The following is a 23,779-nucleotide window of genomic DNA, read 5'->3' on the forward strand; positions in this document are numbered from 1 at the left end:
ATCAAGCCTTGGGCACTGCGGTTGCGCCGGGCCGCGAGCGCAGCAGGACATCTACCGCGTGTTCGCGCTTGTCGTCCAATAGATTGACCGCGCCGTCTTCCTGCGCCACGCCGTCGACTTTGAAATGAGTAACCGCATCCTCGGCGGCGCTTTGCGTCACGACAATCCTGTACATGGTCTCGCGGTAGCGGTAATCCATGCGACAAGTATCCCAGTCGTGCGGCAGGCATGGCGCGACATGCAGCTTGTCGCCTTCCAGTCTTAAACCCAGCAGCGATTCCACGATCAGGCGGTACATCCAGCCGGCCGACCCGGTGTACCAGGTCCAGCCGCCGCGGCCAACGTGCGGCGCTCCAGCGTAGACGTCGGCCGCAACGACATAAGGCTCGACCTTGTAGGTGGCGATTTTCTCGGCAGTCTTGCCATGGTTGAGCGGATTGATCAGGCGCATCAGTTCCCAGGCGCGTTGCTGGTCGCCCAGCTTGGCGAACGCCATCACGGTCCAGATGGCGGCATGCGTATACTGGCCGCCATTCTCGCGCACGCCGGGAACGTAACCGCGGATATAACCCGGATCCTGGTCGGATTTGTCGAACGGCGGGTCGAGCAGCTGGATGATGCCGTCTTTGCGCCGCACCAGGCGCTGGTCGACGGCCTGCATCGCGGTCTGGACCCGTTGCGGATCGCCGGCGCCGGACAGCACCGCCCAGCTTTGCGAAATCGAATCGATCTGGCATTCGACATTCTGGGCGGAGCCAAGCGGGGTGCCGTCGTCGAAATAGGCGCGGCGGTACCAGCCGCCGTCCCAGCCGTTCTTGGCGATGTTTTTCTGCAGCTGGCCGGCTTCGGCCTGGCAGCGGTCGGCGAACGCCTGGTCTTGCTGGCCGAGCGCGATTTCGGCGAAGCTGGTCAGCACGTCGTACAAGAAAAAACTGAGCCAGACGCTTTCGCCTTTGCCTTTGTCGCCGACCTTGTCCATGCCGTCGTTCCAGTCGCAGGATCCCATCAGCGACAAGCCGTGCACGCCGAATTTCAAGCTTCTCTCAATGGCGCGCACGCAATGCTGGTACAAGGTTGCGGCCTGGCTCGAATGGCCCGGCAAGTCGTAGTAGGAATCCTCATCCGGATTGACCGCGCGGCCTTCCAGGAAGTGCGCGCTTTCCTCAAGCACGGCATGGTCGCCGGTGCTGCTGACATAGCGGTGGACCGCCAGCGGCAGCCACAGGTAGTCGTCGGAGCAATGGGTGCGCACGCCGCGGTCGCTGGGCGGATGCCACCAGTGCTGGACGTCGCCTTCGACGAACTGATGGGTGGCGCACAGCAGCAAGTGCGCGCGCAGCAGTTGCGGCTGGCAGTGCACCAGCGCCATGGCATCCTGCAGCTGGTCGCGGAAACCGAAAGCGCCGCCGGACTGGTAATAACCGCTGCGCGCCCACAGGCGGCAAGCGATAACCTGGTACATCAGCCAGCCGTTGGCCAGCAGGTTCAGTTCACGGTCTGGCGTGTCGACCTGGACTGCGCCCAGCGTACGTTCCCAGAACGCATGCACGGCTTGCAGCGCTTCATGCGCCGCCGCGGCGCCGCGATAGCGCTGCACCAGGCTGCTGGCATTGGTCTGGCGGCTATCGGCCATGCCGAGGATGAAGACAATTTCGCGCTGCTGGCCCTGGTTCAGCTCGAACTGCACCTGGATCGCGGCGCAAGGATCGAAGCCGGCGCCGACCTTGCCGGACAGGCGCAGCCGTTCCATTGCCGCGGGTTTTTGCAGGGAGCCGTTGCGGCCGATGAATTCATTGCGGTCGCCGCTGACGCTGCGGTTGCTGGCGTCGACATCGAAGAACGCGGTGCGGTCGGTGAATTCGGTGTTGTAGGGATTGCGTGCAAACACGGCGCCGGTGGCCGGATCGGTTTCGGTGACGATGTGCATGGCAGATTTGGGGCGCAGGTCACCTAGCACCCATTCGACATAGCCGGTGGCCGACAGTTTGCGCATGGTGTCGGATTCGTTGCGCACCCGCAGTACCGAATACTTGACCGACGCATCGGCCGCGACATATACGGTCAGCTCGGAAACAATGCCATCCTCGATATGTTCGAACACGCTGTAGCCGAAGCCGTGCCGCGTCACATAATCGCCTTTGCCGCGCCTTGGCAGCGGAGTGGGGGACCAGTAATGTCCGCTTTCTTCGTCGCGCAGGTAGAATACTTCGCCGCCGCCGTCGCTGACCGGATCGTTGGCCCACGGCGTGAGCCGGAATTCATGGGCGTTTTCACCCCAGCTGTAGGCTTGCCCGCTTTCCGAGATCACGCTGCCGAACTGCGGATTGGCGATGATGTTGACCCAAGGCGCCGGCGTCAGCTGGGTATCGGAGGTGGTGATGACATACTCTCTTCCGTCAGCCGTGAAACCGCCGAGGCCGTTCGCCAGGTCCAGTTCGCGCGGTGGTAGCTGAATTTGCAGCCGGATTTCATGGGCGACTGCAGGCAGCGTCTGCCGCAATGCCGGTATCAGGCGCGGCAGGCGGATTTCCATCAGGTCGCGGCGGTTGATCTGTTCGGCCAGCGTGCCGCGGCTGTCGCTCAGGATGACCCGCGCCACCGACTGGAACAGGACCCGGTCTTCATCCGAGATCTGGTCGACCAGCCGCACGAAAATGCCGCCTGGGCGGTCGATTTCATGGGCGCCGGTGACCGATGAAATCAATCCCATGATCTGCTCTTGCAGCAACTGCCGGTAACCGGCATGGTCTTCGTTCCAGATCACCAGGTCGACCGCCAGTCCTTTCGAACGCCAGTAGGCATGGGCTTGCACCAGCTGCCGCACCAGTTCGATGTTTTCCTGGCTCTTGAGGCGCACCAGCACGATCGGCAGGTCGCCGGAAATGGCGTAGCCCCACAAGCCTGACTGCCCGCGATGGTTGCGGATCAGGACGCTGGCGTCGGCGCGCAGCAGCGGATTGACGTAGATCACCGAATTCGCCAGGCGGCTGTAAAGCTGGGCGTCGGCTTCGCTGGCATTGAGCTGGCGCAGCACGACCTGGCTATGCGGCCAGGACAGTTCGACCACCCGGTCCGCCAGGTGGCGATCCTGGTATTTTTCGATCAGGCCGAGGCAGATGTCGCGCGAATCGCCGATGCCGGTGACCATGTCGATGGTGGCCGTCTGTTCCGCTTCCAGCGTGATCTGGTAACGGATAGCGACGATCGGGTCGAGCACCGGGCCGGCGCTCCCTGCCAGCGGTCCTTGCCGGCGCATCGCTTGCGGCGCGGTCACGGTATTGCCGCGGCCGATGAACTGCATGCGGTCGGTTTCATACGACACCGCATCAATGTCGGCGCCGTGCAGCGCCATCAGATGGAACATCCATGGCATTTTTTCATTCATCGAACGCGGCCGGCGCGTGCACAGGATGGCGCGCTGGGCCGCCACGATTTCGGTTTGCACGAACAGGTTGCTGAACGCCGGATGGGTGGCGTCGGCGGCGGCCGGCGCCAGCACGACTTCGGCGTAGCTGGTGATGTCTATGGTGCGCCGCGAGCGCGAGCGGTTGACGATGCGGGTGCGGCGCAGTTCGATATCGTCTTCCTGCGACACCACGATTTCGGTATGCAGGTCGAAGCTGTTGTCGCGCCGGCGGAATTCGGCGCGGCCTTCGGAGAAGATCACTTCGTAGCTGTCCGGCTGCGCCAGCGTCGGCTGGAAGGCGGTCGACCAGAAATGGCCGGGTTCGCCGCCGTTCAGTTCGCGCACGTAACAGAAGGTGCCCCAATTGTCGCGCGTGCTGTCTTCCTGCCAGCGGGTGACGGCGAGATCGTTCCAGCGGCTGCGGCTGCCGCCGGCGCTGGTGATCATCACGTGATAGCGGCCGTTCGACAGCAGCTGCACTTCCGGGGTGCGCGGATCGGGGCGTTGCAATACCCGCATCTGCAAGCCCTGGTCGGCTACGGCGGTACGGATGTCGGCCAGTTCCGTGGTGTTGGAATAGGTGGCGCTGGCTTTTGGCACGCGTTCGTGCAGCAGCGACATGGTGGCCTGGAACAAAGGGTCCGATTCGAAGCGCTTTTGCATGGGCCGGTCCAGCAGCAGATAGGCCAGCGACAGGAAACCCATGCCCTGGTGATGCGCCATGAAAGAACGGATGACGACGCTGCTTTGTCCGCGCGGCAGGCGCGACGGCGTGTAGTCGATCGCTTCGAAGAAACCGTATTCGCCCTCGAAACCTTCGGCTGACAGCTGCTGCAGGTTGCGGCAGGCTTCTTCCGGCGCCACCATCAGCGCCATCATCGATGCATAGGGGCTATCACCAGGTCGTCGCCGAGCCCGCGCTTGAAGCCGAGGCCGGGTACGCCGAATGCGCGGTACTGGTAGTTGAGGCTGGCGTCGAAGGTATGGTAGCCCGATTCTGAAATGCCCCAGGGCACGCCGCGCTGCATGCCGTATTCGATTTGCCGCTTTACCGCCGATTCGTAAGTCTGGCCGAGCAGGGTGTTTTCAAAGTTCGGCATGACCAGCAAAGGCATCAGGTATTCGAACATCGATCCGCTCCACGACAGCAGGATCGGATCGCCGCCGGCGATGGTGAGCTGGCGCCCGAGCGCGAACCAGCTTTCCTGCGGCACTTGTCCCTGGGCGATGGCGACGAAGGTGGCGAGCCTGGCTTCGGACGCCAGCAGGTCGTAGAAACTGACGTCGCGCCGGCGCTCGCTGACGTTATAGCCGATGGCCAGCAGATGGGTGGCGGGATCGTACAGGAAACCGTATTCCATGCGGGCGAACTCGCCGGCCTGGGTCACCAGCTGCTCGATCAGCAGCATGCGTTCGGCGGCGTGGCGGCTGCCTTCGGCCACCAGCTGGCTGAGGGCAGCCAGGGTTTCGCTCTTGGGCGCATCGCCGACGCCGGCCAAGCCTGGTTCCAACAGCGGCGCCAGGTCGGCATGGGTCTTGGCCAGCTGGCGCAAGGTCGGGATCTGGTCGAGCTGGGGAAGTTTTGTGATCCATTCCGCCGGCGCCAGCGCGGATATCCAGGGCGCCAGGATATCCAGCTCGTTCAGGGCTTCGCGGCACTGGCTGGCCAGCGCGCGCGCCCAGACATTGAGCTGGGTGTCGGGCACGGTGTCGAGGCCGGCGACAAAACCGGCGGCGCAATGGCTGAGGCCTTGCAGACAATCGTGCGCCACGGTCAAGGTAGCCGGCGCACAATCGCAGGCGTCCTGCAGGTCTTTTTCGAACTGGACCAGTTTCGCCAGCGGCCCGCCGCCGGCGGTGTCGCGCAGGATTTCATAGGTGTCGCGGATGCCGGAAAATACCCGCGCCTCGAATATTGGCGTATCGAGCAGCTCGCTCAAGCCCGGCCGCAGGGTCAGCAGGTGGCCGGCAAGGTTGCCGCTGTCGACGGTCGAGACGTAGATCGGATGCAGCGGCTTCAGGTATTGGGTGTCGTACCAGTTGTAGAAGTGGCCCTGGTAGCGTTCCAGCGAGGCCAGCGTCTGGAAAGTGTTCTGGGTGCGCTCCAGCAGCTGGCCGGACGGGATGTAGCCGAAGTCGCAGGCGCTCAGGTTGGCCAGCAGCGACAGGCCGATGTTGGTGGGCGAAGTGCGGCGCGCCACCACGGCGACCGGGTGCTCTTGCACATTGTCGAGCGGCAGCCAGTTGTCTTCGGGGCCGACATAGGTTTCGAAAAACAGCCACATCTTGCGCGACAGCGATTTCAGGAACTGGGTCTGCTCGTGCGACAGCTGCGCTGCGCGGCGTGCAATCGGCTGGCTGATCCAGTAGGCGATGAACGGCGACAGCCACCACAGCAGCAGGATGGGCGCGGCCGCCTGCAGGGCCGGTGGATTGCTGATCACCAGCCAGGCAGCGGTGGCCAGCGCCAGCGCCGGCGCGATCCACATCGAGCGGTAGTAGGACAGCAAGCTGTTGCTGGCTTGGCGGCCGGCCTCGCTGGACGGCTGCCATTCCAGCAGCTTGCGGTGCGAAACCAGGATCCGCCATTGGGTGCGGACGATGGCGTCGAGGTTGAGCGCGGCTTCGTAAGGCAGGAAAATCAGGGTCAGCGCGGCGTGGGCGAAATGCTGCAGGGTCGCGTGCAGCGAAGCCGAAAGATGCTGCCGCAGCAGTACGTCGTCCGGCTTGCGCAGCAGGCTCAGGATGCTGGCGCAGAGCGAGGGAATCAGCAAGATGCCGAGCGCTGCGGCGGTCCAGAACCAGGCCGAAGGCAGGCCGATCCAGCCGCTCAGCAGCAACGCCGTCAGCGCAAAAGGGAAGACGCTGCGGCGCAGGTTGTCGAACAGTTTCCAGCGCGACAAAGGGGACAGCGGATTGCGATGATGGCCGATCTTGCCGCTGGCGGCATCGCGTGCGCCCGGCACCCGCGGCAGTAGCCAGGAAGCGATCTGCCAGTCGCCGCGTATCCAGCGGTGGCGGCGGCTGACGTCAGCGCTGTAGCGCGACGGATACTGCTCGTACAGCTGGACGTCGCTGAGCAGGCCGGCGCGCGCATAACAGCCTTCCAGCAAGTCATGGCTGAGCACGCGGTTTTCCGGCATGCGATCTTTCAAGGTTTGTTCGAAGGCGTCGACATCGTAGATGCCTTTGCCGACGAAAGAACCTTCGCCGAAGATGTCCTGGTAGACGTCGGACACGGTGCGGGTGTAAGGGTCGATGCCGGTTTCGCCGCCGCACAGCAGTTCATAGTAGGAAGCGCCGGCGCTGGGCAGGCTGACTGCTACGCGCGGCTGCAGGATGCCGTAGCCTTCCACCACGCGCTGGCGGCTGGCGTCGTACCGTGCGCGGTTCAGCGGATGCGCCATGGTGGCCACGAACTGGCGGGCAGCATCGCGCGGCAGCTCGGTGTCGGTGTCGAGCGTGATCACGTACCTGACATTGCCGAGGTCTTCGATATCGCCGACGATCAGCGAAAAGGTGTCGGCCGCGCCGTCGCGCAGAAGGGCGTTGAGGTCAGCCAGCTTGCCGCGCTTGCGTTCGTAGCCCATCCAGGTTTTTTCCAGCGGGTTCCAGCGGCGCGGGCGGTGCAGCAGCAGGAAATTGTCGCCATGGTCTTGGCGGTATTTCCCGTTCAGCTCCTCGATATTGTGTTCGATATGCCGCAGCAAGAGAGCGTCTTCCGGCAGCACTTCCGCCTCGGCGTCGGCGAAGTCGGTCAGCAGGCAAAAGCGCAGGTTGACGTCGCGGTTGGCGAGAAAGCGCACCTCGAGGGCTTCCGTCAGGCTGTCGATGTTCTGCTTGCTCGACAATATCGTAGGCACCGCCACCAGGGTGCGCGATGCGGCCGGAACGCCGTCCGAGAAATCCATGCGCGGTAGCGGGTGCGGTATGGCGACCAGGGTAATCAGCCAGTTGACCATGGCGTGCGCTAGCTGGCTGCTGGCAACCAGGGCCAGCGCTGCAACCACGGCCAGCAGCCAGTGGCTGGCGCCGTCGGCATGAGCTTTGAAGGCAATGCCGGCGGTGGCGGCGAGGGTGATCAGCACAATGCTGCCGAGGTAGCAGCTCAAGGGCGCAGCCTTGCCCATGCGCCGGAGCGCCTCCAGCGGCGACAGCTTGAATCCCACGGCCTGCTCCAGCTGCGGCAGTCCCTGGCCTATCAGGTAATAGCCGACATGCGCACGACGCTGGTCGGCGCTGTCTTGCGCGGCATGGACGGCGGCGAGCCGGACCGCATGCCCGGCGATTTCAAATTCCGACAAGCTGCTGTGGCGGGCGATTCTCTCGATCACATGCCGGTAGTGGTCGCGGGTAGAAAAATCCATGCGGGCATAGACGTCGACCGGGTCCTTGCGCAAGGTATGGTCGACCACGCTCATGGTTTCAACAAATTCGCGCCAGTCCATGGCGCTCAGGAAGCGCAGGCTGCCGATGCTGTTGCTGATCGATACCTGGTCGGCGGCTTGCTGCTGTGTCTCAAGCTGGACCAGCTGTTCGATGGTCTGGCCGGATTCGGCCAGCCGTTGCGACAGCCAAGTCATGGGCAGCGTCAGCGCCGGGCTTTGCCCTTGCAGGCGGCGCACCAGTTCGGCCACGAACGAACTATCCATGGGCGGATCGGAACGCGCCATGTCGGCTACCAGCAGGATCAGGTTGCCGGGATCGTTTTCGGCGCTTTCCACCATGGCGTCGGCCCAGGAATCGGCGAGGTTGCGGTTGAAACTGGTGAGCGCCAGACGGGCGGCGACGCGCCGCAGGTTTTCGATCAGCGCCAGGCGCAGCATGATGGGAATCGCCCACAATTCGCCCAGTTTCAGGGGCGTGACCTGCTGGTAGGCGGCCACAAAGCGGCTCAGGCTTTCCGGATCGACGCGGCCGTCGCCGTGGGAAATGGTTTCCAGCGCAATGTCATAGACCCGCGGCCGGCCGGCCGAGCTGCCGCGCAGCAGGCGCGGCAATTCCCTGCTGTAGTTCTTCGGCAGGTGCCGCTTGGCGGTGCGGATCTGTTCTTCGATCAGGTAAAAATTGTCGAGCAGCCATTCCGCCGCCGGCGTCACCTGGCGGCTGGCCCGGATCGCTTCGGTCAGCAGACTGCAGGCGTCGATGATGACTTTTTCATTGTCGGCCAGGCGCGACAGCAGCTGGTCGCGTCCGCGTTCGCTGCTGAGCTTGTGGGCGTTGGCCAGCACCCGGCCGTGCTGTTCCATCTGCAGGGCGCTGAACAGCTCCGCGCGCAACGGCAATTCATCATTCGCCGGATCATTGCTCAGGCTGCCAGGCAGCAGGGCATTTTTGATGTCGAGCATATTGTCGCGAAATGCCCGGCGTAATGATTCGCGCAGTGGTTCGTTATTTGATTTCAATTCCGAAGTTTCTATTTATGCAATGAACCTGGAGAGAACCGGATCGCATGGCGTGCAAGAGTCAGAGATCCGGTTCTGGCCCGGCCGGACCTCCTTGCTGGGAGAAGAGGCTGGGGACGGTAGAAATTGAGACCGCAGGAGTAGGGACTGATGCGCCGCGGACTGATTTCCTGCGGACCCCCTGCGTATTACAGCTTAACAGCTTCCCGGGATAATTTTTTAATATCAACCTGCTACTGATCCGGCCGCTGCAGCTAAGGTCGCAGCGGCCGGATCAGGCTACGTCAACAGGCGGAAAAATTCAGTGCGCTGCCGCACATAGTGAAAATCCGAGAGACTGGTTTATTTCCCCAGGGTCCAGAACATCGTCAATACGGCCAGCGCCATGGCGCCGGTGCAGACCCAGCCCAATATCTTCAGCCTGGCGTCAATCACGAACTGTCCCATGATCTTGGGATGGGCCGCCATCAGCATCATGACCACCATGATGGGCACCGAAATGACGCCGTTGATTACCGCGCTCCAGTACAAGGCCTTGATCGGATCGATCGGGGTGAAGCAGAGCACCACGCCGACGGCGGTCGAGACGGCGATGATGCCGTAGAATTTTTTGGCCGCTGCGGGTTTCAGCTCCAGGCTGTTTTTCCAGTGGAATGCACCCGCCATGGCATAGGCGGCGGAGCCGGCCAGTACCGGGACCGCCAGCAGGCCGGTGCCGATGATGCCGGCGCTGAACAGCCAGAACGCGAACTCGCCCGCGATCGGCCGCAGCGCCGAGGCTGCCTGCGCCGAACTCTGGATATTCGTGACGCCGTGCAGGCCGAGGGTGACCGCCGTGGTCAGCATGATGAAATAGGCGACCAGATTGGAAAATCCCATGCCGATGATAGTGTCGATCTTGATCCGGCGGAAATTGGCGCTGGCCTGGTTAGGCGCATCCCGCAACGGCTTGGCGCCGGACCTGGACTGTTGCTCCTCCACTTCCTGCGAGGCTTGCCAGAAAAACAGATAGGGACTGATGGTGGTGCCGAATACCGCGACCACCGTGGTGATGTATGCCGGTTTCCAGGACAGCTGCGGCCAGACGGTTTTTGCGAAGACTTCGGTCCAGGGCGTATGCACGACGAACGCGGTAGCGACATAGGCCAGCAAGGCCAGCGTCAGCCATTTCAATATACGTACGTAACGATCGTAGGGAATGAAAATCTGCAGCAGCAGCGACAGCAGGCCGAAGCCCAGCGCATATAAATGAGCGGGGCCGCCTGCCAGCAGCTTCAAGGCTTCGCCCATGGCGGCGACATCCGCCGCGATATTGATGGTGTTGGCAAGCAGCAGCAGGCCGACGATGGCGTACAGCAGCCATGGCGGGTAATGGCGGCGGATATTGGTCGCCAGGCCATGGCCGCTGACGCGGCCTATCTTGGCGCTGACGACCTGGATCCCGACCATCAGCGGATAGGTCAGGAACAGCGTCCATAGCAGATTGAAGCCGAACTGCGCACCGGCCTGCGAATAGGTGGCGATGCCGCTGGGATCGTCATCCGCGGCGCCGGTAATCAGCCCTGGTCCCAGCTTTTGCAGCCAGCTTTTTTTAGCATCGGGATGCGTCATTGCGCATTATCTCCATCACTGTGTCAGAAAAGAAGTTTCTATCCGCCCTTATGCTGTCGCAGCCTATTACACAACGCCGATTGGGTCTGTGTGCTAGCCAACAAAGCCGGGACGGGTATTGCCGGATTGGCAAAATCCTGCGCAGCTAAAGCACGCGTTATGTGTGTCAGCGCACCGATTTTTAGCAGTCGACGCCATACAGTGAACATTCCTTCCCATCCCTCACTGTTATGGAGAGCAACCATGTCAGAAACGAAAAAACCCATTTCCGCGGCAATCGACACCGCCGCCATCCGGGCCGCCGCCAAGAACATGGATGACGGCGCGGTGACGGCAGGCTACCGCGGTGACCGCGAGCAGGTGGTCGCCATGCTCAACGATGCGCTGGCGACCGAACTGGTCTGCGTGCTGCGCTATAAACGGCACTACTACACCGCGGCCGGTTTGCAAAACGGATCGATCAAGGATGAATTCCTGGAACACGCAATGGAAGAGCAGGCCCATGCCGACCAGATCGCGGAGCGCATCGTGCAGCTCAACGGCAAGCCGGACTTCAATCCGGATACGCTAGTGCAGCGCAGCCATGCGGAATACGATGGTGCGGACGACATCAAGGCCATGATCAAGGCTAACCTGATCGCCGAACGGGTGGCGATCGAAGCCTACCGTCAGATGATAGAAAGGATCGGCGACAGCGATCCGACCACACGCCTGCTGCTGGTCGGCATCATGGCCAAGGAAGAAGAGCACGCTGACGACATGCGCGATCTGCTGGCTTGAGCGCGTACAGTCGCGCCGACCGGGCGACTGCGTATCGATGCCATTTTATTAATATTACTTCGAGGAGATTATCTTGCTGGAATCAAACCTGAAAGCCGTCAACGATGACGTGAAAAAACTGATCAAGGATGCGCAATCCTTGTTTTTAGCCGCGGCCGACCTGACCGGGGAAAAGGCTGAGGAAATGCGCGACCGCGGCATGCGCTTGCTCGACAAGGCAGTGGTTACCGCCCAGGAAGCGCAGGCCAGCGTCCGCGTCGCCGGCCGGGAAATGACGGACTCTGCCGAGAGTTACGTGAAAGAGAATCCGTGGCGGGCATTAGCGACGGCCGCCGGTGTGGGATTTGTGGCCGCCTTGGTCCTGACCAAGAGATAACTCTCAGCACTGCGCGCATGGCTGGAAAAATAGAAAGGCGTGGCGCATATCGCGCCACGCCTTTCTATTGCGGCGGCAATTTTCAAATTCGCCCGGTGAGCAGCAGGACAATCAGGATGACGACGATCAGGCCGGTGACGCCGCTGGGGCCGTAACCCCAGTTACGGCTGTGCGGCCAGCTCGGCAAAGCGCCGATGACGATGAGGATCAGGATGACGAGTAAGATGGTGCTCATGCTTGGCTCCTAAAGAAGTTGGCAGGCTGGTTGGCAAGCAAGAGCGCAGGGCTTGCAACAGGACTCCCGGTGCTGGAATTATTTCCCGCCGGGAGTGGAACCAAGATAATCGGGAAAGATCACAAGGTCTGTGCGCTGGCGTACAAAAACCGGTCGCTGGCCCTATCTGCCGCCCAGCTCTGCTGTCGAGGTTGACAGTGGCGGCTCTGGCCAAAATATGGTCTGATCGGAAGCGCCGCGCTTGTTGCGCCAATACTGTGCCAAAATACAAATCCAGAATGCCGGTTTGGCCGCTTATTTATATACCGTCCGGAGACCGCAATGCGTACCGAAACAATTGGCGAATATGAAATCGAATATTCCGGAATCCAGCTCCCCGATAGCGAAGACTGGGCCGCCAACCTGGCGATCTACGGCCCTTCCAGCAATCCCATGCATAGAAACGATATTTTTCCGTCGCAGCGGGTAGTGGTCGACGCCGTCTTCCATACCGAGCAGGAGGCCGAAGCAGAGGCGCGCGCATTCGCCATTTCAATGATAGAAAAAGGCAGGAAAAAAGACGCCTGAAGGTAGACCGGAAATTCGCAGGCTGGAAATTCGCAGGCTCACGATTCTGCAGCACAGCTTATTCAGCAAGGAGAAACACGATGCAGTTAGGGATGATTGGACTGGGGCGCATGGGCGCCAACATGGTAAGGCGCCTGACCAAGGGCGACCATCAATGTGTAGTGTATGACCTGCATCCGCAAGCGGTGCAGGCGCTGTTGCATCCCGGCGCTACCGGCGCCGCTTCGCTGCAAGACCTGGTCAGCAAGCTGAGCAAGCCGCGCGTGCTGTGGCTGATGCTGCCGGCCGCGGTGGTCGACGAAAACCTGGCCTTGCTGACGCCTCTGCTGGAAGCCGGCGACATCGTGATCGACGGCGGCAATTCTTATTACCATGACGATATCCGGCGCGGCGCCGAACTCAAGGCGCGCGGCATCCATTACGTCGATGTCGGCACCAGCGGCGGCGTGGCCGGCTACGACCGCGGCTACTGCCTGATGATAGGCGGCGACAAGGAAGCGGTGCAGCACCTGGCGCCGATCTTCGCCACGCTGGCGCCCGGCGCCGGCACCGCCAGCCCGACTCCCGGCCGCCAACCATCCGATAGCAGCGCCGAGCAGGGCTACCTGCACTGCGGTCCGCAAGGCGCCGGCCATTTTGTCAAGATGGTCCACAACGGCATCGAGTACGGCATCATGGGCGCCTACGCCGAGGGCTTGAACATCCTGCGCAACGCCAATGTCGGCAAGCGCAGCCACGAAGCGGATGCGGAAACCACGCCGCTGCGCAATCCCGAACACTACCAGTACGAGCTCGACCTGCCGGAGATCACCGAGCTGTGGCGGCGCGGCAGCGTGATCGGCTCATGGCTGCTGGATCTCACTGCCGGCGCGCTGCTGCAAGACCCCAAGCTGGATCACTACGCCGGCCGCGTCTCGGATTCCGGCGAAGGACGCTGGACCATTAACGCCGCCATCGATGAAGCAGTGCCCGTGCCAATCTTGAGCGCCGCGCTTTTCACGCGTTTCAGTTCACGCGGCGAAGGCGATTTTGCCGACAAGGTGTTGTCGGCGATGCGGCAAGGATTCGGCGGCCACGTGGAAAAACCTGCTCAGCAGAAAAAGCTGGAGGATTGATGGCGGCAATGCACAAAATTACTTACCATTGCCCAGGAAAAGCAACATGAAAATAAGTCCCCTGGCCGGCAAACCGGCCCCATTGTCGTTGTTGGTGGATGTGCCGAAACTGGTCACCGCCTACTACACCAACATTCCCGACCCCGGCGTTCCAGAACAGCGCGTAGCATTCGGCACGTCGGGGCATCGCGGATCGGCTTTTGACAACAGCTTCAACGAAGCCCATGTGCTGGCCATCACCCAGGCCATTTGCGCCTATCGCAGCAAGCAGGGCATCACCGGCCCGCTGTTCCTCGGCATCGATACCCATGCCTTGTCGGTTCCGGCCGGCGCCAGCGCGCTCGAGGTGCTGGCCGCCAACGGCGTTGAAGTGATGCTGGCGGAGAACGACGAATACACGCCGACGCCGGCGGTGTCGCACGCCATCCTGCGTTACAACAAGGGCCGCAGCAGCGGCTTTGCCGATGGCATCGTGGTCACGCCTTCGCACAATCCGCCGCAGGACGGCGGCTTCAAGTACAACCCGCCCAACGGCGGCGCGGCCGATACCGACGTCACCGGCTGGATCGAGGCGGCCGCCAATGAATTGCTGCAAGGCGGCAACGGCGGCATCAAAAGAATGCCGGTGGCAAAGGCGCTGCAGCTGCCAACCACCCATCGCTACGACTATCTAAACACCTACGTCAACGAACTCGACCAGGTGATCGACATGGAAGCGATCCGCAGCGCCGGCATCCATCTCGGCGTCGATCCGCTGGGCGGCGCCGGAGTGCATTACTGGCAACGGATAGGCGAGTGCTACAAGCTGAACCTGAGCGTGGTCAGCGACGAAGTCGATCCGACCTTCCGTTTCATGACCGTGGACTGGGATGGCCGCATCCGCATGGATCCGTCGTCGTCTTATGCGATGCAGCGGCTGCTGGGAATGAAGGATCGTTACGACATCGCCTGCGCCTGCGATACCGACCACGACCGCCACGGTATCGTCACCAAGAGCGCCGGCCTGCTGCCGGCCAACCACTATCTCGCCGTTGCGATCGACTATCTGTTCCAGCATCGTCCGCTCTGGTCGAAGGCGCCGCGGGTAGGCAAGACCATCGTCAGCAGCCAGCTCATAGACCGGGTTAGCGCCAGGCTCGGTCGCGAGCTGTATGAAGTGCCGGCCGGCTTCAAATGGTTCGCCGCCGGCCTGAATGACGGTTCGCTCGGTTTTGGCGGCGAAGAGAGCGCCGGCGCCACTTTCCTGCGGCTGGACGGCTCGGCCTGGACCACCGACAAGGATGGCCTGGCGCCGGCCTTGCTGGCCGCGGAAATCACCGCGCGCAGCGGCAAGGATCCGGGCGAAGTCTATCGCAAGCTGGCCTCCGAACTGGGCGATCCGGTCAGCACCAGGGTCGAAGCCAAGGCTACGCCGGCGCAGAAGAAGATGTTGTCGGCACTGTCGCCGCAGCAGGTGCAATGCGCAGAACTGGCCGGCGAGAAAATCCAGCACATCCTCAGCAAGGCGCCGGGCAACCAGGCTGCGATAGGTGGATTGAAGGTGGTCACCGAAGGCGGCTGGTTCGCGGCGCGGCCGTCGGGCACGGAAGATATCTACAAGATCTACGCCGAGAGTTTCCACGGCGAAGAACACTTGCAGCGCATCGTGCAGGAGGCGCAGGCGATCGTCGATGCAACCCTGGCAGGCAATCCGCAAGCGTTGCCAGCAACCGGCACATGAAGCGGAAAGCGCTGACAACGGCAGCCGAACTGGACATGCTGCAGCGCGAATCCTTCAGTTATTTCATGCACGAAACCAACCTGGAAAACGGGTTGGTGGTCGACAAGACCGCGACCGACTGGCCCGCCAGCATTGCCGCTGTCGGGCTGGCGCTGGCGGCTTATCCGGTGGCGGTCGAGCGCGGTTTTATCGGCCGGGCGGCGGCGCGCAAGCGGGTGCTGCTGACCCTGCGCTTCTTCTGGAGCAGTCCGCAGGGGCCGGAACCGGATGCGACCGGCTACAAAGGTTTTTTTTATCACTTCCTGCATATGCAAACAGGCCGCCGCGCCTGGCAATGCGAACTGTCTACGATCGACACCACTTTTTTCCTGGCCGGCGCGCTGGCTGCCGGCTGCTATTTCGACGACCCCGCCAACGCCGAGGAAAGCGAGATCCGGCGCCTGGCCGACGCCTTGTATCTGCGCGTCGACTGGCAGTGGGCGCAAGACGGCGGCGGTGCGGTATCGATGGGATGGAAGCCGGAATCCGGCTTCTTGCCGAATCGCTGGGACGGCTACGACGAAGCGCTGCTGCTTTATATCCTCGGCCTGGGTTCGCCGTCGCATCCGCTGCCTCCCGACAGCTATTGCGACTGGGCCTTCGCCTACCAGTGGCAGCAAAGCTATGGCATAGATTATTTCTACGCTGGCTCCTTGTTCACGCATCAGCTGTCGCATATATGGGTGGATTTCCGCGGCATCCAGGACGGCGCCATGCGCACCAAAGGCATCGATTATTTCGAGAACAGCCGCCGCGCCACCCTGGTGCAGCAGCAATATGCGATAGCCAATCCGGGCGGCTTTTCCGGTTACGGTGAATATTGCTGGGGCATCACCGCCAGCGACGGCCCCGGGCCTTCGGTGCTGGAGATCAAGGGCGTCAAGCGCGAGTTCTACGACTATGTGGCGCGCGGCGTGCCGCATGGCCCGGACGACGGCACGATTGCACCGTGGGTGGTGGTGGCCTCGCTGCCGTTTGCACCCGAAATCGTGCTGCCGACTATCGATTATTTTGTACACCAGGTCGGCCTGAAAACCGGCAATCCCTATGGTTTCAAGGCCACCTTCAACCCCAGCTATCCGTGTAACAGCGCGAACCCCTACGGCTGGATTTCGCCCTGGCATTTCGGCATCGACCAGGGGCCGATCATCTTGATGATAGAAAACTACCGCAGCGAAATGCTGTGGAGCTTGATGCGCAATTGCCCTTATATCGCGAACGGATTGCGGCGCGCCGGATTCAGCGGCGGCTGGCTAGGTGCGCAATAAGGCTAGCGCCCGCTGGCAGACGTTGGCGACGGTAAAACCGTATTCGTGCATCACCAGCTCACCCGATGCCGAGGCGCCGAAACGGTCCACGGCCAGCACGTCGCCATGGGCGCCGACATAACGATGCCAGCCCTGCGCCACGCCGGCTTCCACCGCCAGCCTGGCGCCGACGGCGGGCGGCAGCACCGTGTCGCGGTAAGCCTGGGGCTGCTGCTCGAACAGTTCCCAGCTCGGCATCGAAACAATCCGCACCTGGATGTCCTGTTCCGCCAGATGCTGGCCGGCGGCCACGATCAGCGCCACTTCCGAGCCGCTGGCGATCAGGATCAGGTCCGGTTTGCCATTGGCGGCGTCAGCCAGGATGTAAGCGCCGCGCTGCAATTCTTCTGCTGCGGCAAAGCGTGTGCGGTCCAGGGTGGGAACGTTTTGCCGGGTCAGCACCAGCGCCACCGGCCGTTCAAACGATTGCACCGCCACCCGCCAGGCCGCCGCCGTTTCGTTGGCGTCGGCGGGGCGCAGCACGATCAGGTTAGGCAGTGCGCGCAGGCTGGCCAGCTGCTCCACCGGCTGGTGTGTGCCGCCGTCTTCGCCGAGGGCGATGCTGTCATGGGTAAACACGTACACCACCTGCAAGCCCATCAGGGCGGCAAGGCGGATAGAGGGCCGCATGTAGTCGGAAAACACCAGGAAGGTGGCGCCGAACGGCAAGGCGCCGCCGTGCGCCGCCATGCCGTTGATGATCGCGCCCATCGCATGTTCGCGCACGCCGAAGTGCAGGTTGCGGCCGCTGTAACTCCAGCCGCCGCCATCGGAACCCTGGCGGTCGCCGGCAATGATGCCGCCCGGCTCGAAATCTCCGAAACCCTTCAAGGCGCTGTAAGTCGATGGGTCAAGGTCTGCCGAGCCGCCGATCAGCGCCGGCAGATGCGCGGCGATGGCATTCATGACCTTGCCTGACGCCACCCGTGTCGCCATGCCCTTGGCGTCCGCCGGGAACTGCGGGATGTCGGCGTCCCAGCCTGGCGGCAGGCCTGCCTTGCCGCCTTCCATGAGCTGCTGCAGTTCCAGCGCGAGCTGCGGAAACTGCTGCTGGTAGGTGGAAAATTTCTCCTGCCAGGCCGCTTCGGCTTTTTGCCCCAGTTGGCCGCCTTCAAGAAAATGCGCGGCGGCCGCTTCGGGAATATAGAAGGAGGGCTGCTCCGGCCAGCCCAGCTTCTGCTTGGTCAGGCGCAGTTCTTCTACGCCGAGCGGCGAGCCGTGGGCTTCGAAACTGTCTTGCTTGTTGGGCGAACCGAAACCCAGGTGAGTGCGCACCAGGATCAGCGAGGGCCTGCCGGTTTCGCCGCGGGCCGCATCCAGCGCCCGCGCTATCGCCGCCACGTTGTTGCCGTCTTCTACCGTTTGCGTGTGCCAGCCGTAGGCGTCGAAGCGCTGCGCGCGGTCTTCGCTGAAGCTGATGTCTGTGCCGGCGGACAGCGTCACCCGGTTGTCGTCGTACAGGTAAATCAGTTTGCCCAGCTGCAGGTGGCCGGCCAGTGATGCGGCTTCCGAGGCGATGCCTTCCATCAGGTCGCCGTCGCTCACTATGCCGTAGGTGAAGTGATTGATGACGTCGAGGTCGCCGCGGTTATAGCGCGCAGCCAGGCTGGCTTCCGCCATCGCCATGCCGACGCCGTTGGCAAACCCCTGGCCCAACGGCCCGGTAGTGACTTCCACGCCTGGCGTCAGGCCGCGCTCCGGATGGCCAGGCGTATGGCTGCCCCATTGGCGGAACTGCTTGATCTGCTCCAGCGGCAGGTCGTAGCCGCTGAGATGCAGCAGGCTGTACAGCAAGGCCGAACCGTGGCCTGCCGACAGGACGAAACGGTCGCGGTCGAACCAGTGCGGATCGGCGGGGTGGTGCTTGAGGAACTGTGTCCACAATACATAGGCCATCGGCGCCGCGCCCAGCGGCAATCCAGGATGGCCGCTGTTGGCTTGCTGTACGGCGTCGACCGACAGGAAGCGCAGCGTATTGATGCACAAATCGTCGAGGGCGGAAGCGGGAAGCGTTGAGCTCATTCGGCAACTCCTTGAATTCAGTGGGGATGATGCAATGCAGGGGGAGGGCGCTCAAACAAAGGTAACACTCTTTGCGGCGCTCTTCACCGGTTTAATGTAACTGCTGGCAGCGGAAAAGTCGGGCAGGGAAGTCTGGACCACTGTAGTCCTGCGCCAGGCGTTTATCTGTGCGCTGACTAACATAGAAAATCCATGTTTGCGGCTACTCTCGGTCCGGACCGTCGGCGCCGGCTCTTCCTTGTGTCCTACGCTGATATCGGTAATCCGCTGATAGCGAGCCGAGCGGGCCCTGATTAAGATTCTGCCATGGCAACGGATATCGGGTTGCCCCAGATAATTCATAAGGAGAGCTGTCATGGGTAAATATTTATTGGCCTGGCTTCTTGGCGTGCCGGCAGTGGTGTTGGTGGTGATCTATCTGCTTGTGCATTGATCCGGACTCGGCAACAGCTTTTTCATTTTTTCGTGCTGCCGTGGATTCTCTAGCGGGAAAACGCGGCAGGTCTAGCAGGTCTCTCAACCAAATGGAGAATTAAACATGAACAAGGACCAGGTCAAAGGCGCCAGCAAGGATATTGCCGGGAAAATCCAGGAAGGAGCAGGCAAACTGGCGGGCAATAAAGAACAGCAAGCCAAGGGCCTGCAAAAGCAGGTCGAAGGGAAAATCGAGAAATCGCTGGGCGACGCCAAGGAAGTCGCCAAGGATATTGCTCGTAAGTAGCCGCTGCCAAACCTGCGCCCGCCAGCCGGCGGGTGCAGGTTCGCCAAACATTGCAACAAGCCGCTCGCCGCGGCTTTTTTTATTGCCGGTTGCCTGGAACCGGCAGGCCGTTTATTCTTGGGATATGCTTGCAGCGGGCGCCATGGACCTGCCGTCATTATCGATAAGAGAGCATATGTTCACCTTCGACCCCAATCATTATCCTTACGCTTCCCGCCGCAGCGCGGTCTACGCCAGGCGCGGCATGGTCGCCACTTCGCAGCCGCTCGCAGCACAAGCCGGGCTGGCGGTGCTGCAGGCCGGCGGCAACGCCATCGACGCCGCAATCGCCACCGCCGCCGCGCTGACCGTAGTCGAGCCGACCGCCAACGGCATAGGCGGCGACGCCTTTGCGCTGATCTGGCACAAGGACGAGTTGCACGGCTTGAACGCCAGCGGCGCCGCGCCGCAGGCGATCACGATCGACAAATTGCACGCCGCCGGCCACCGCACCATGCCCAAATACGGCGGCCTGCCGGTCACCGTGCCGGGCGCGCCGGGAGCATGGGTCAGCATGGCCGAGCGCTTCGGCAAGCTGCCGCTGCAGCGTTCCATGGCCGGCGCCATCGCGCTGGCGCAAGAGGGTTACCCGGTATCGCCGATGGTGGCGTTTGCCTGGCAACAGGCCTACAAACTATTTCGGGATGAGCTGAAGGGCAGCCATTTCCAATCCTGGTTCGACACCTTCAGCGCCGACGGCCGGACGCCGCGCGCAGGTGAAATCTGGCGCGCGCCAGGCCATGCCGATACGCTGGGCGCGATCGCCGCCGACAACGGCGCCAGTTTCTATCGCGGCGCCCTGGCGGAAAAGACCGCCGCTTGTGTGCAAGCCGCCGGCGGCTATCTGGACAGCGCTGACCTGGCGGCGTATCAGCCGCAGTGGGTGGCGCCGATCAGCAGCAATTACCGCGGCTACCAGGTATGGGAAATCCCGCCGAACGGCCACGGCCTGGTGGCCTTGCTGGCCCTGAACATCCTGAAAGGCTTCGACTTTACCGAACGCGATACCTTGCTGACCTATCACCGCCAGATCGAAGCCATCAAGCTGGCTTATGCCGACGGCCTGGCCCACATCGCCGACAACGGCCATATGCGGGTCGCGGTGGAAGATTTGCTGTCGGAGGCCTATGCCGACGAACGGCGCAAGCTGATCGGCCCGCGCGCGATGTTGCCGCTGCCCGGCCAGCCGGCGCGCGGCGGCACCGTGTACCTGAGCACCGCCGACGATGAGGGCAATATGGTGTCCTTCATCCAGAGCAACTACATGGGTTTTGGCTCCGGGCTGGTGGTGCCGGGGACCGGCATCGCCTTGCATAACCGCGGCAACAATTTCACGCTCGACGCCGCCCATCCGAATTGCCTGGCGCCGGGCAAGCGGCCTTACCACACCATCATTCCCGGGTTCCTGAGCAAGGACGGCAAGGCGGTTGGCCCGTTCGGCGTGATGGGGGCATTCATGCAGCCGCAGGGACATGTGCAGATGGTCATGAATACGGTGGATTTCGCGCTCAATCCGCAATCCTCGCTCGACGCTCCGCGCTGGGAATGGGAAAGCGGCAATCACGTCAGCATCGAACATACCAACGCCGAGCACCTGTTCCGCGGCTTGCGCGGGCTGGGACACGAAGCTTCGTGGTCGGCCAGCCAGCTCGGCTTCGGCCGCGGCCAGATCATCTGGCGCGACCGCCACGGCGTGCTGTGCGGCGGCACCGAGCCGCGCACCGACGGTTGCGTGGCGGCCTGGTAAACAGCAGCAAAATCATTAAAAAGTGAATCGACAAGGGAAATGAAAATGTCTGAACCGGTTGACCTCAAGAATATTTTCCCGGTAATCATGACGCCTAGCCATGACGGGAAATATTTCCAGAACTACGTGATGTCCTTATTGAATTTTACTATTCACGCCGAACGCGCCGGCATGCCCATACAGGTAGTCATGCACCAAGGGGAAAGCCTGGTGACGCGGGCGCGCAACAATTGCGTCGCCGATTTTCTCGCTTCCCCGCAATGGACCCATCTATTCTGGATCGACGCCGACATCGGATTTTCCGCTGAAGCCGCATTCCGCCTGCTGCGTTCCGGCTACGACATCGCCGCCGGCGTATATCCGCTCAAGCGTGAAAACTGGCCGCAGCAAGGCCTGCCGGAGGGCACCACCCAGCTGCAATTCGAGGCGGGATACACCCGGTATACGGTGAACGCAAAAGCCGCCGGCGACAGCAACCAGATCAACCTGGAAGTACAGTCCGACGGCTTCATGCGCATGGAAGAAGCGCCGACCGGGTTCATGGTGATCAAGCGCAGCGTGTTCGAGCGTCTGATCGCCAGTTATCCCGAGCTGAACTACGTGTCCGATTCCATCGGGATTCCCGACCAGGGGCTGCACTACCGTTTCTTCGATGTCATGGTCGATCCGGTCAGCCGCCGCTACCTGTCGGAGGACTACGGCTTTTGCCGGCTCTGGTCCGGACTGGGCGAATCGGTTTACATCGACGCCAACTCAAACCTGAGCCACCAGGGTTCCAAGTTATACAAGGGAGACTTTGCGAATTCCTTGCTCACGTCCTTGCCGCACGCGGTGGGCGGCCCGGCGGGCATGCGGATGCAGCTGACCGGGGGAGAGTACTTGCGGCCAAATCCGCCGCCGCTCTGAGTTTCCGTGCTTGCAAGTGCAGACGGGCTGGCGCTTGCCAGCCCGTTCCTCATGGCGCCGTCAAGATTACAGCTGGGCGCTGGTGGTAGCGTTGAACTTGGTGTTCAGGTTGGTCTCCAGGTTGCCGATCGCTTTTTCCAGGACACTGAAGATCTGCGCGCGGTTGGCGCCGTTGCTCAAGTCCAGGGTAGCGCCGGCGGCGACCCCGGCCGTGGCCAGTGCGCCGTTGAACGCAGCCTGCGCCTGCGCCGCAGAAATATAGGCCGATTGCCCCGAGCCGTTCACATACGCCAGGGTCTGGAAGACGTTGGAGAACACGGTTGCCAGCGCCGGGACACTGAAGGCGACATGATTGGCGGGTGTCACGAAGGTGGTGGCGCTGGTGGTGGGGATCGGGTTGTCGTACAGCTGGTCGAGGTAGTAGCGCACCTGATACGGATATTGCTTGTAGGTGTCGGTCGCGCCCCATACCGAACTGTAGGCGTTGACGCTGGCTACGGTCGATGCGGTGGCGGTCGCCGCCAGCTTGCTGTAGCTGCTCATCAGGGTGCCGTAGAAACCCTGGTTGTAGGCAACGTTCAGCAGCACATCCAGGAAGTTGTTCGGCAGCTTGGTGAAATTGACCAGCGCTTTGTCGTAATCCGGCTGCCAGGGCGTGGTCCAGCCACCCGTGCCTTTGCCGGTGACGATCAGGGCGACAAAGTCGTTGTAGTGGAAGTAGGCGGTCAGCATCGGCCCGTAGTACTTGTTGTTGAACGACGGCGGCGTCGGCTTGCTGTACTGCTGGGCCGCGTTGGCCATGGTGTAGCCGATGTTTTTCTGGATCGCGACGTAGTTGATCAGCGAATGGCCGGCCGGCGCGTAGGAACCGGACACCATGTCGGCCGCGTAATTGTTGATCTGGTACGGACCGCCCTGGCCGGTGGCCATCACCGCCTGCTGGTCGGGCGACGGGTCGATCAGGCTGCCGCTGCTGACGTACAAGCCGGTGGCTATGTTTTCCTGCAGCAGCTGGCCCAGGATCGAACCGTACAGGTAGTCTTTCTGGAACTGCATGCCGGGATAATATTGCTGCAGCAGGTGCCCATACATGACCCCGGCAATGATGTTCGACATGATCAGGTCGTTGTAGTTGCCGCCGTCCAGCAGCAACTGGTCCTGCGCCGATCCCGCGCCTAGCAGCAGATGGAAATTGATGGTCCCGGTGGTAGCGCCTGGAGGTGGCGGCGTGACAGGCGGCGGAGTAACCGGCGGCGCCGCGTCGCCGCAGGCGCCGGCCGAAGTCCAGGGTTTGCCGCTGCCGATCGGGCCGCTCTCGGTTGACGGGTTATTCCCCTGGGTCCACCAGTTGGCGGTGTAGTTAACGTTGCTGTAGCTGGCGCTGTTGCCGCCGGTGTAGATGGCGCTGGCAACCCAGGCGGCGGCGCAAGCCGGGGCGCTGGCTTTGGCCGAAACCTGTTGCAGGCTTGCGCTGGCAGCGCCGGACGAACCGCCGTCGCTGCATGCGGTCAGCATGGCGCCGGCCAGGCCCAGCAGCAGGGTCTTGGATACGATTGTTCTCATGTCTCTCTCCTCGATCAATTGATGATGTAAGAGGAGCGAGCCAACTGCCAGCTTGCGCACACTCCCAAAGCTGGGACTGAGGATGCTGCCATGAAAAATGAGCGTCAAGTGGTTTAAAAAATCTGCCAGCGCCACCATACCACTTCAGAATCTGTGCGGCGCCAGCCTGAAAATCGCATCGGCTTTGAAGCGCCGGCGATTTGTCTTCACAGTCATTTGT

At 62.2% G+C, this 23,779-nt stretch carries 15 protein-coding genes; 9 read left to right on the top strand and 6 right to left on the bottom strand.

Translation table 11 applies throughout. The features are described from left to right. Window position 1: 1 nt before the first annotated feature. From CFter6_RS26770 to CFter6_RS09890, 3 genes are all read right to left on the bottom strand, one after another. Window positions 2-4,285 carry a glycoside hydrolase family 94 protein gene (locus CFter6_RS26770; protein ID WP_335340313.1) on the bottom strand — a complete coding sequence of 1,428 codons (4,284 nt, stop codon included), beginning with the start codon at window positions 4,283-4,285 and terminating at the stop codon, window positions 2-4. After that, window positions 4,282-8,754, bottom strand: coding sequence for a hypothetical protein (locus CFter6_RS26775; RefSeq protein WP_335340314.1), 4,473 nt, complete (start codon window positions 8,752-8,754; stop codon window positions 4,282-4,284). Before CFter6_RS26775 ends, CFter6_RS26770 begins: the two co-directional genes overlap by 4 nt. Window positions 8,755-9,153: 399 nt before the next feature. Continuing rightward, window positions 9,154-10,422 carry an NRAMP family divalent metal transporter gene (locus CFter6_RS09890; protein ID WP_061539787.1) on the bottom strand — a complete coding sequence of 423 codons (1,269 nt, stop codon included), beginning with the start codon at window positions 10,420-10,422 and terminating at the stop codon, window positions 9,154-9,156. A gap of 243 nt (window positions 10,423-10,665) precedes the next feature. Here CFter6_RS09890 and CFter6_RS09895 point away from each other — a divergent pair, with 243 nt between their 5' ends. Continuing rightward, window positions 10,666-11,202, top strand: coding sequence for a ferritin-like domain-containing protein (locus CFter6_RS09895; protein ID WP_041741596.1), 537 nt, complete (start codon window positions 10,666-10,668; stop codon window positions 11,200-11,202). A 73-nt stretch (window positions 11,203-11,275) separates the two neighbouring features. Next, complete coding sequence (locus CFter6_RS09900; protein WP_061539788.1) at window positions 11,276-11,578, top strand: ElaB/YgaM/YqjD family protein; 303 nt, start codon at window positions 11,276-11,278, stop codon at window positions 11,576-11,578. An 82-nt stretch (window positions 11,579-11,660) separates the two neighbouring features. Here the strand turns inward: CFter6_RS09900 and CFter6_RS25015 are convergent, their stop codons facing one another. Next, window positions 11,661-11,813, bottom strand: a complete 153-nt coding sequence (locus tag CFter6_RS25015; protein WP_014005706.1) for a DUF3309 domain-containing protein — start codon at window positions 11,811-11,813, stop codon at window positions 11,661-11,663. 321 nt (window positions 11,814-12,134) lie between these two features. On the opposite strand from CFter6_RS25015, the gene CFter6_RS09905 reads away from it, so the two are divergent. From CFter6_RS09905 to CFter6_RS09920, 4 genes are all read left to right on the top strand, one after another. After that, entirely contained in the window at window positions 12,135-12,380 is a 246-nt protein-coding gene (locus CFter6_RS09905) for a hypothetical protein (protein ID WP_014005707.1), read from the top strand. Window positions 12,381-12,460: 80 nt separating this feature from the next. Further along, complete coding sequence (gnd, locus tag CFter6_RS09910; RefSeq protein WP_061539789.1) at window positions 12,461-13,495, top strand: phosphogluconate dehydrogenase (NAD(+)-dependent, decarboxylating); 1,035 nt, start codon at window positions 12,461-12,463, stop codon at window positions 13,493-13,495. Window positions 13,496-13,541: 46 nt separating this feature from the next. After that, the gene (gene pgm, locus CFter6_RS09915; RefSeq protein ID WP_061539790.1) at window positions 13,542-15,215 is read left to right on the top strand and encodes a phosphoglucomutase (alpha-D-glucose-1,6-bisphosphate-dependent); all 1,674 of its coding nucleotides are present in this window, start codon (window positions 13,542-13,544) and stop codon (window positions 15,213-15,215) included. Further along, a complete protein-coding gene (locus CFter6_RS09920) occupies window positions 15,212-16,522 on the top strand; it encodes a glucoamylase family protein (RefSeq protein ID WP_061539791.1) in 1,311 nt (436 codons plus the stop codon). The genes pgm and CFter6_RS09920 overlap by 4 nt, the downstream gene beginning before the upstream one ends. On the opposite strand, the gene tkt is transcribed toward CFter6_RS09920, so the two are convergent. Further along, window positions 16,508-18,583: a transketolase gene (gene tkt / locus CFter6_RS09925; protein ID WP_061539792.1), complete on the bottom strand. Its 2,076-nt coding sequence runs from the start codon at window positions 18,581-18,583 to the stop codon at window positions 16,508-16,510. The two genes, CFter6_RS09920 and tkt, sit on opposite strands and share 15 nt — an antisense overlap. 538 nt (window positions 18,584-19,121) lie before the next feature. Between tkt and CFter6_RS09935 the strand changes: the two genes are divergently transcribed. The 3 genes from CFter6_RS09935 (at window position 19,122) to CFter6_RS09945 (ending at window position 21,996) form a co-directional block, all read left to right on the top strand. Further along, entirely contained in the window at window positions 19,122-19,304 is a 183-nt protein-coding gene (locus CFter6_RS09935) for a CsbD family protein (RefSeq protein ID WP_014005712.1), read from the top strand. 175 nt (window positions 19,305-19,479) lie between these two features. Further along, window positions 19,480-21,090, top strand: a complete 1,611-nt coding sequence (locus CFter6_RS09940; RefSeq protein ID WP_061539794.1) for a gamma-glutamyltransferase family protein — start codon at window positions 19,480-19,482, stop codon at window positions 21,088-21,090. Window positions 21,091-21,135: 45 nt separating this feature from the next. Then, a complete protein-coding gene (locus tag CFter6_RS09945) occupies window positions 21,136-21,996 on the top strand; it encodes a hypothetical protein (RefSeq protein WP_061542293.1) in 861 nt (286 codons plus the stop codon). Window positions 21,997-22,062: 66 nt separating this feature from the next. Here CFter6_RS09945 and CFter6_RS09950 read toward each other — a convergent pair whose 3' ends face one another. Further along, complete coding sequence (locus CFter6_RS09950; protein WP_236904594.1) at window positions 22,063-23,559, bottom strand: chitin-binding protein; 1,497 nt, start codon at window positions 23,557-23,559, stop codon at window positions 22,063-22,065. Window positions 23,560-23,779 lie beyond the last annotated feature (220 nt).

The organism is Collimonas fungivorans, from assembly GCF_001584145.1.
GTDB lineage: Bacteria > Pseudomonadota > Gammaproteobacteria > Burkholderiales > Burkholderiaceae_D > Collimonas > Collimonas fungivorans.

Coding starts and splice junctions, on each gene's coding strand:
- CFter6_RS25015 (WP_014005706.1), bottom strand. CDS start 11,813: ATGAGCACCATCTTACTCGTCATCCTGATCCTCATCGTCATCGGCGCT.
- CFter6_RS09890 (WP_061539787.1), bottom strand. CDS start 10,422: ATGACGCATCCCGATGCTAAAAAAAGCTGGCTGCAAAAGCTGGGACCA.
- CFter6_RS09935 (WP_014005712.1), top strand. CDS start 19,122: ATGAACAAGGACCAGGTCAAAGGCGCCAGCAAGGATATTGCCGGGAAA.
- gnd (WP_061539789.1), top strand. CDS start 12,461: ATGCAGTTAGGGATGATTGGACTGGGGCGCATGGGCGCCAACATGGTA.
- CFter6_RS26770 (WP_335340313.1), bottom strand. CDS start 4,285: ATGATGGCGCTGATGGTGGCGCCGGAAGAAGCCTGCCGCAACCTGCAG.
- tkt (WP_061539792.1), bottom strand. CDS start 18,583: ATGAGCTCAACGCTTCCCGCTTCCGCCCTCGACGATTTGTGCATCAAT.
- CFter6_RS09950 (WP_236904594.1), bottom strand. CDS start 23,559: ATGAGAACAATCGTATCCAAGACCCTGCTGCTGGGCCTGGCCGGCGCC.
- CFter6_RS09895 (WP_041741596.1), top strand. CDS start 10,666: ATGTCAGAAACGAAAAAACCCATTTCCGCGGCAATCGACACCGCCGCC.
- CFter6_RS09920 (WP_061539791.1), top strand. CDS start 15,212: ATGAAGCGGAAAGCGCTGACAACGGCAGCCGAACTGGACATGCTGCAG.
- CFter6_RS09905 (WP_014005707.1), top strand. CDS start 12,135: ATGCGTACCGAAACAATTGGCGAATATGAAATCGAATATTCCGGAATC.
- CFter6_RS09940 (WP_061539794.1), top strand. CDS start 19,480: ATGTTCACCTTCGACCCCAATCATTATCCTTACGCTTCCCGCCGCAGC.
- CFter6_RS26775 (WP_335340314.1), bottom strand. CDS start 8,754: ATGCTCGACATCAAAAATGCCCTGCTGCCTGGCAGCCTGAGCAATGAT.
- CFter6_RS09945 (WP_061542293.1), top strand. CDS start 21,136: ATGTCTGAACCGGTTGACCTCAAGAATATTTTCCCGGTAATCATGACG.
- pgm (WP_061539790.1), top strand. CDS start 13,542: ATGAAAATAAGTCCCCTGGCCGGCAAACCGGCCCCATTGTCGTTGTTG.